The sequence below is a fragment of the Jatrophihabitans sp. genome (genome assembly GCF_036389215.1).
Lineage (GTDB): Bacteria > Actinomycetota > Actinomycetes > Mycobacteriales > Jatrophihabitantaceae > Jatrophihabitans_A.
The window spans coordinates 1-7641 of the sequence record NZ_DASVQG010000075.1; the positions used below are offsets into that span (position 1 = coordinate 1).

At 69.8% G+C, this 7641-nt stretch carries 9 protein-coding genes; 2 read left to right on the top strand and 7 right to left on the bottom strand.

What is annotated here, in order from left to right:
- Positions 1-10 precede the first annotated feature (10 nt).
- The 3 genes from VF542_RS03515 to VF542_RS03525 form a co-directional block, all read right to left on the bottom strand.
- Positions 11-2581, bottom strand: a complete 2571-nt coding sequence (locus VF542_RS03515) for a glycosyl hydrolase (RefSeq protein WP_408650319.1) — start codon at positions 2579-2581, stop codon at positions 11-13.
- Between the two features lie 85 nt (positions 2582-2666).
- The gene (locus VF542_RS03520; protein WP_408650320.1) at positions 2667-2822 is read right to left on the bottom strand and encodes a hypothetical protein; all 156 of its coding nucleotides are present in this window, start codon (positions 2820-2822) and stop codon (positions 2667-2669) included.
- A gap of 23 nt (positions 2823-2845) precedes the next feature.
- Positions 2846-3310 (bottom strand): ArsI/CadI family heavy metal resistance metalloenzyme, encoded by a 465-nt coding sequence (locus VF542_RS03525; protein WP_408650321.1) that lies wholly within the window; start codon positions 3308-3310, stop codon positions 2846-2848.
- Positions 3311-3390: 80 nt separating this feature from the next.
- On the opposite strand from VF542_RS03525, the gene VF542_RS03530 reads away from it, so the two are divergent.
- Together VF542_RS03530 and VF542_RS03535 are read left to right on the top strand one after the other, a co-directional pair.
- The gene (locus VF542_RS03530; RefSeq protein ID WP_408650322.1) at positions 3391-3747 is read left to right on the top strand and encodes a metalloregulator ArsR/SmtB family transcription factor; all 357 of its coding nucleotides are present in this window, start codon (positions 3391-3393) and stop codon (positions 3745-3747) included.
- Positions 3744-4142 carry an arsenate reductase ArsC gene (locus VF542_RS03535; protein ID WP_408650323.1) on the top strand — a complete coding sequence of 133 codons (399 nt, stop codon included), beginning with the start codon at positions 3744-3746 and terminating at the stop codon, positions 4140-4142. Before VF542_RS03530 ends, VF542_RS03535 begins: the two co-directional genes overlap by 4 nt.
- Positions 4143-4192: 50 nt before the next feature.
- On the opposite strand, the gene VF542_RS03540 is transcribed toward VF542_RS03535, so the two are convergent.
- From VF542_RS03540 to VF542_RS03555, 4 genes are all read right to left on the bottom strand, one after another.
- Positions 4193-5377, bottom strand: coding sequence for an NAD(P)/FAD-dependent oxidoreductase (locus VF542_RS03540; RefSeq protein WP_408650324.1), 1185 nt, complete (start codon positions 5375-5377; stop codon positions 4193-4195).
- Positions 5374-5724 (bottom strand): bifunctional 3-phenylpropionate/cinnamic acid dioxygenase ferredoxin subunit, encoded by a 351-nt coding sequence (locus VF542_RS03545; protein WP_408650325.1) that lies wholly within the window; start codon positions 5722-5724, stop codon positions 5374-5376. The genes VF542_RS03540 and VF542_RS03545 overlap by 4 nt, the downstream gene beginning before the upstream one ends.
- A 113-nt stretch (positions 5725-5837) precedes the next feature.
- Entirely contained in the window at positions 5838-6563 is a 726-nt protein-coding gene (locus VF542_RS03550; RefSeq protein WP_408650326.1) for a LutC/YkgG family protein, read from the bottom strand.
- Positions 6560-7641: lactate utilization protein B (locus VF542_RS03555; protein ID WP_408650327.1), on the bottom strand; the 1082-nt coding region annotated here is incomplete at its 5' end. The genes VF542_RS03550 and VF542_RS03555, both read right to left, overlap by 4 nt.

The window sequence follows — 7641 nt, forward strand, 5'->3', positions numbered from 1 at the left end:
CCGGATCCTCCTACAAGGTGGTCCGCCAGATGCCGCGCCCGTAGGTCGCGACATAGAGGTTGCCGTCCGGACCCGCCACCAGCCTGGTGGCAATGGTGGCCGGTACCGCGGCGCGCGACCACGAGGGCGAACCGGTCCGCAGCGACGACAGGGTCGTCTCGACGACACCGAGGTCGGTACCGAGCAGCACCCGGCCCGTCGAGGCGATCAGCAGGTGATCACCGGGGATGTCCGGCAGGTTCCCGCTGACATCGGACCAGGTCGCCTGCTCGTTGCCCGCGGCGTCCACCGCGCCGGTGACCGTCACCTTCCAGAGGTGGCCGGTGCCGGCGGCCAGGTTGCCCGGACCGTCGACCCAGTTGCGGGAGTAACCACCGAAGACCACGTACGCGCTCGAGGCATCGCTGGGATCCGGCGTGACACCGGTGACCATCCGCAGCGGAACGCTCGACGGCGTCGCGACCTGGTGGTAGCCCGAACCACCGGCATTGGACACCAGGCCCCGGTTGAACGCGCCGCCCGGGTTGCAGGAGCCACACCAGCCGGCCCAGACGGTGTGATTGCGGCTGGCCAGCGAGGTGATCGAATGCCCCGCGCCGCTGTCGGCTGCCTGGACCCAGTCGGCACCGCTGGTCGAGGCCCAGGTCTTGGTGTTGACCCACACGAACTCGCCGCCGGCCACCCAGGTGTTGGCGTCGGTCTGGTCGGCGCTGAACGGTGCGATGAACCGGGGCAGCGGGTCTTCCGGGCCGATGTTGATGATGGCCGAATCCGAGGCGGCGCTGCCGTCGGCCTTGCCGCAGTTCAGCGTCATCTGCAACGTGAGATCGACGTACTCGCCCACCGTGCGGCAGCCGTCGTTCGGGTCGACCAGCTGGTCCCCGCCGTCGCCGCCGAAGGGCGAGACCTGGCCGGAATTGGTCGAGTCCAGCAGGGAGACACCGTTGTCCTGCAAGCCTCCCCAGATCTGGACGGAACCCGGTGCCGCGCCCGGCTGGACGTTCTTGCCGACGGCGACCGAGTAGTACTGCAAGGCATCCAGCTGCCCGGACCTGGCCAGCGAGGTCCAGGAGGTGGTTCCGGCTGCCATGGACCGGCGGTAGACGCCGCCGTCGTTGCCGACGAATACCTGACCCGCGGTGGACCCGGTACCGAAGGCGATGGCGTGCTGGTCGGAGTGCACCACGTTGCCGTCACAGGTGTTCAGCGCATCGAGGTAGTTCCAGCAGTCCATGCCGAAGTTCCAGTAGCGCCCGATGGTGTTCCAGTTCGCGCCGCCGTCCCAGCTCTCATAGACCTCTTCCAGGCCGATGTAGACGTGGTTGGGGTTGGCCGGATCGACACCGGCGAACTGGTTGTACCAGGCCTGCACGCCAGGCTGGTACCCACCGCCGATCCGCTGCTTGCGCTCGGCAGACCCGCTCTGCGCGAGCTTCTCGGAGTTGGCGATCAGGGTGTACGGCCCGGCGAGCGCGCCGCTGCGCGAGACGTAGACCCCTTGCAGCGCGCTGGCCGCGCCGGAGAGGAGCTGGGACGGTGACTCCAGGACGACGTAGAGCTGCGAGCCGTCGGCGGCGTAGGCCATCGTGGCATTGCCGATGTCCTTGGGGTTGATCGCGCCGGTCGGGTCGACCTTGGCCCAGCTGGCACCGGCATTGGTGGACAGGTAGAAGCCGTTGTAGGCCGCTCCGCTACGCCAGGCGACGTTGGCCAGGATCACCTGCCCGTTCGTGCCCGGCTGCACCGCGACATCGTTGGCGATGTCCCAGTAGTTGGAGTTGACGTCGGCGCAGCTGAGCTGCCCGGACCGGCAGGGCGCCAGGATGTTGCTCCACGCGGTGGTGGCTCCGCCGACCAGCGGGTGGGAGTAGACACCGCGCGATGCCGCGACGAAGACCTTGTTGCTGGGAATGTCGAACACCAGCTTGCGGATCACCTGGCTCTCCAGCTCGGTGCCGCCGACCCGGTCCGCCGGGCTGAAGCTCGAGCTGTCCGGACGTGCCAACCGGTACACCCCGGTGCCGACATAGGTGGAGGAACCCGTGGTCCCGTCACCGGTGGCCAGCCACAGGGCCCCGTCCGAGGCGACCGCGAGATAGCCGATCGACTGGGTGGGCAGCGCGTCGCTGATCGGTGTCCAGCTGGTCCCGCCGTTGCAGGAGCGCGAGACGCCGCCACCGGCCGCCCCGGCGAAGACGCAGGACTTGTCCACGGCCAGGCCCTGGATGCGGCCGGTGACGTAGCCGGCACCGCCGCTGGAGTTGGAGGCGCTCGGGTCCCGGTAACGGGGATCGTCTGCGTTGTAGGGCGTTCTGGTCACCTCGGTCCAGCTGCCCGCGGCCGCCGGCAGGCCGGAGAGCTGGGCGTAGGCGGCCGAGTAGGCCCCCGGCGCGACCAGCCCGGTCGGTGCGGTGCGTGCGGCGTCCTGCTCGCTGAACCGGGCCATCAGCTCGGCGGACTCACTGTCGTTGTCAGCACCGGAGTCCGCATGCGCGGGAACTCCCACTCCGATCGCCGCGGCGCTGGCCACGGCAACGAGCACGGCCAAGCTGCGTTTGCGCACGAACCGCGCATGCCTCATTCAGTACCTCCAGGGACGCTTGGAAGATCCCGGGCCGAACGCCCAGGACCGAGCGAATGGTGCCCGTCGCCCTGTATAGTCCGTGTTAATTCACATAATTGACGATAAATTCACATTTAATGACTGCGGTGCCATCCCGTTTCACGCCATGCAACTGCTCGGCCTGGTCGCGGGCGTGGCGTTGGTGCTGGTCCTGTACCCCGGCGCCGGTGAGCAAGCCGACGATGTCGTCATGCCACATCAGCACACCGGCGAGAATGCGCGCTAGCAGCAGGCGCCGGTAGCCGCGGGTGCGGCCTGCGCGCCGACCTCGGTTCCGCAGCACGTGCTACCGGCTTCGGCCGGCTCGCCGGAGAAGGTCTGGCTGTCGGCCAGCACCGTGTACACCTCCCAGCGTTCACCGTTGGGCCCGCCTTCGACCCAGAACTTGTCCTGCTTGGCGTAGCAGCAGGTGGTGCCGCGTTCCTCGAACGAGGTGAGGCCGGCTTCCCCGAGGCGGGCTTGCTCGGAATCGACGGTGTCGACGTCGGGGACCTCCACACCCAGGTGGTTGATGCTGCCGCCCCGGCCGGGGTTCTCCAGCAGAACGAGCTTCAGCGGTGGCTCGGCCACGGCGAAGTTCGCATAGCCGGGGCGGATCTTCGCGGGCTCGGTGTTGAAGAGCTTGGAGTAGAAGGCGATCGACTCGTCGAGGTCGTCGACGTTGAGGGCCAGTTGGACGCGGGACATGCTTGCCTCCGAGAGTTAGATGGTTATCTATGTCTGGTACCGAGTTTGCATGGAACATCGATGGCTGTCAATATAGATGCATGTCGAAGTCCTTGCTTCCGTTGCTGACCCCTGCAAGCCCGGTCGCCTGCTGCAGCCCGCTGGCGCAGGAGCCGTTGTCCGTCGAGCAGGCGGAGCTGGTGGCCCCGCTGTTGAAGGCGTTGGCCGACCCGGTACGGCTGCGGCTGATGTCGCTGGTGGCCTCCCGGAAGGGCGGTGAGGCTTGCGTCTGTGACCTGACCGATGCCTTCGACCTGTCCCAGCCGACCATCAGCCACCACCTGAAGGTGCTGCACGAAACCGGCCTGCTGGATCGGGAGAAGCGCGGGGTCTGGGTCTACTACCGGGCCCGCACGGACGCCTTGGCCGAGCTGGGCGCGCTGATCGGCCAGCCATGAGCACCAAGCCCAGCGTCCTGTTCGTGTGCGTGCACAATGCCGGTCGTTCCCAGATGGCCGCCGGCTGGCTCATGCACCTGGCGGGCGACCGGATCGAGGTTCGCTCGGCGGGTTCCCAACCGGCCGGGCAGGTCAATCCGGTGGCCGTGCAGGCTATGAACGAGGTGGGTATCGACATAGCCACCGAGCGGCCCAAGCTGCTCACCGCCGAGGCAGTAGGCGACTCCGACGTCGTCATCACCATGGGCTGTGGCGACACCTGCCCGGTTCTTCCCGGCAAACGCTATGAGGACTGGGAACTCGAAGACCCCGCCGGCAAGGACATCACCGTCCTACGGCGGGTGCGCGACGACATCGGTGACCGGGTCGAAGCACTGGCCGCCGAGTTTCGCTGACGTCGCCGCCTGATGCGGCCAGGAGCGAAGGCCGGCTGCCAGGCATGGGTTCAGTGCGGTGCGACCGGCTGGGCCACAGCGCCCGCGGCGAGTTGCTTGCGCCAGCGCATGAAGGCCCGGGCCTGCCCCAGCGCGAGCACCGCGACCGGCTCGCCTGCTCGCCGGTAGACCGCGAGGAAGTCGTGGTCGGCCACCGCGCCCTCCTCGACGGTGACCGAGTCGGCGCCTGCGGTGCGCCCGGTCAACTGCAGCGTCATGCCGTACTGGTCGGACCAGAAGTACGGCGGGCGGCCGCTATGACCAGGCGCTCGCCGGCGGCCGCCGGACAGCAGCGAGCCGGCGGCGATGACCGCGCGCTCCCGGGCGCCGGTCCAGTGCTCGAGCCGGTGGTGCGCGCCGAGAGCCGGCTCGTACCAGCTGGCACAGTCACCGACCGCGACGACGGTGGGGATGCCGGTCATGCCGTAGGCGTCGCACTGCACACCGTCGGCGATCGGCAGGCCGGAACCGGCGAGCCACTCGACGTTGGGCCGCACGCCGACACCGACCAGCACCACATCGGCCGGAACGACCCTGCCGTCGGCGAGTTCGACACCCTCCACCTGCTGATGACCGACCAGCCGGGCGACACCCACGCCGCACAGCAGGCGCACACCGTGCGCGGCATGCAGCCCGGCGACCACAGCACCGAGCTCGTCCCCCAGCACCGCGCTCATCGGCGTGGCCAGGGCCTCGACGACCGTGACGTCCAGGCCCAGGGCATGGGCGGTGGAGGCGACCTCAGCGCCGATGAAGCCGGCTCCGACGACGACCAGCCGGGCACCGGGCAGCAACCGGGCTCGCAGCGCCAGCGCATCATCGAGGGTGCGCAGCACCTGGACGCCGGGCAGCAGGGGCCACGGCATCCGGGGCCGGGCGCCGGTGGCGACGACCACGCCGTCGACGGTCAGCCCGCTGCCGTCAGACAGCGAGACGCTGCGGCTGGCCGGGTCCAGGCCGGTGGCGGCAACGCCCGTTCGCCAGTCGGCGTCGAGGTCCTCGCCCGCGCCCAGCAAACCGATCGCAGCCTCGCTCACCCCACCGGCCAGAAAGGACTTCGACAGCGGCGGCCGGTCATAGGGCGGCCCAGTCTCGTCGCTGATCAGCACCAGGCTGCCGTCGTAGCCCTGCTTGCGCAGTGCCCGGGCGGCCGACAGGCCCGCCAACGATCCGCCGACGACCGCAATCCGCCTCACGGCCCGGCGGGAAGGGTGGCGCCGGGCTGAGCCGCCGGTGCGTCACCGGAGACCGTGACGTAGATGTCGCCGTCGGCGATGCTCACCCCGTGCGTGCGGATCGGTTCGGTGGCCGGCGGGCCGTCCGGCTCACCGGTCCGCAGGTCGAAGCGGGCAGCATGCAGCGGGCACTCCACCACGCAGCCTTCGAGCCAGCCGTCGGCCAGCGAGGCCTCCTCATGGCTGCAGGTGTCATCGACTGCGAACAGCTCCCCGTCCTCGGTGTGGAAGATCGCGATCGCCGGCTGGTGTTCCAACCGCCGGATCTGACCGGGCGCCAATTCCGCGAGCGAGCAGACTCGGATCATCGCGATCACCTCGGGGTGTGGGGGATGGGTCAAGCATCGGCAAAAGCCTAGATTGCGCATTTCGGCATGCACAACCAAGTGCGCACGACGCAACAAGTGGCCGCTACCGTCCCTCAGGCGGTGGCACCGTCGGAATCGATGAGCAGGACGTCGAGCGTGCGCGGGCCGTGCACTCCTTCGACGCGGTTGAGTTCGATGTCGCTGGTGGCGCTCGGGCCGCTGATCCAGGTCAGTGGCCGGTCGGGATCCAGTCGAGCCACCGCCTCCGGCACGCCGGCCACCACCTGGTCGGTTGCCAGCACGATGAGCAGGTAGTCGGGCACCAGGCTCAACGCCCGGCGGCCCTGGCCCGGCCCACCGTCGAGCACGATGGTCCCGGTCTCGGCGATGGCCAGCGCGCAGGTGCACAGCACGCCGTCGATCTGGTCCAGTTGCACGGGGGTCAGCGCCTCGTCGGTGCGGCGCCGCGCGCCGGTGGCGCTGAGCCACCGTTCGGGAAAGCCGCCGGGCACCAGCACCGACTCGATACCGTGCTCGCTCAACCGCTGCGCGAGCAGCTCGGCGACGCCGGCCGGCCGGCAACGCGACACCGCGGCGCGGTAGTCCACCAGCCGGTCGACCAGCAGGTCCACCAGTTCCGGACCCGCCGGGCCGGTGGGCTTCCCGCCGGCCCCGGCACGCCGGTACCGCCGAGGGATGCCAGCAGCCGGCGAGCCGCCGGTGGGCTCGGTGATCGGCGAGCCGCCGGTGGGCTCGGTGACCGGCGAACCGCCTGCGTCGGTGACCGGCGCCAGCGCGGCGCCGATCCGGGCCAGTATCTCCTCGCGAGCTGCCGTCATCCCTGCTCGGCCCACCAATCCCGGAAGGACTGTTCCGGTGGCGCCGGCAGGTCCCTGGACCTGACCCAGGACGACAGTGGCGGCGGCAGCAGCCGGCGCCCTGACCGGGATCGGCTCAGCCGGGACAAGCCGGCCAGCCGGCCCAGCCGGGCGGCACGCAGCAGCCAGGTCCAGCGCCGGCGGCCCCGCATCGCCCAGGCCGCGGTCGCCATGCCGGCCGCCTCAGGAGTGGGCAGCCGATGGCTGCTCGCCTTGTCCTGGTTCACCCGGCCTCGCAGGTGAACCAGCATCGAGGGAATGTCGATGGCCACCGGGCACACGTCGAAGCACGCCCCGCACAGCGTGGAGGCGAACGGCAGGCTCGGGTTGTCGGCCACGCCGGTGAGTTGCGGCGACAGCACCGCACCGATCGGGCCGGGGTACACCGAGCCGTAGGCATGGCCACCGGTCCGCTCGTAGACCGGGCAGACGTTGAGGCAGGCCGAGCACCGGATGCACCTCAGCGCTGCCCGGCCCCGCTCGTCGGCCAGCGTCGCGGTGCGGCCATTGTCCAGCAGTACAAGGTGAAACTCCGTCGGCCCGTCACCGGGATGCACCCCGGTCCACATCGAGGTGTACGGGTTCATCCGCTCCCCGGTCGAGGACCGGGGCAACAGCTGCAGGAAGACCTCCAGATCGGCGAAGCTGGGCAGCAGCTTCTCGATGCCCATCACGGTGATCAGGGTGTCGGGCAGGGTCAGGCACATCCGGCCGTTGCCCTCGGACTCCACGACCATCAACGTGCCGGTGTCGGCGATCGCGAAGTTGGCGCCACTGATCGCCACCTTGGCAGTCAGGAACTTCTGCCGCAGGTACCGGCGGGCCGCTTCGGCCAGGGCCGCCGGATCGTCGCTCAGTCCTTGCTCGACGCCGGCCATCCCGGCCAGGAAGATGTCGCGGATCTCGGTGCGGTTGCGGTGGATCGCGGGCACCAGGATGTGGCTCGGGCGGTCGTCTCCCAGCTGCACGATCAGCTCGGCGAGGTCGGTCTCGTGCGCGGTGATGCCGGCGGCCTCCAGCGCCTCGTTGAGGCCGATCT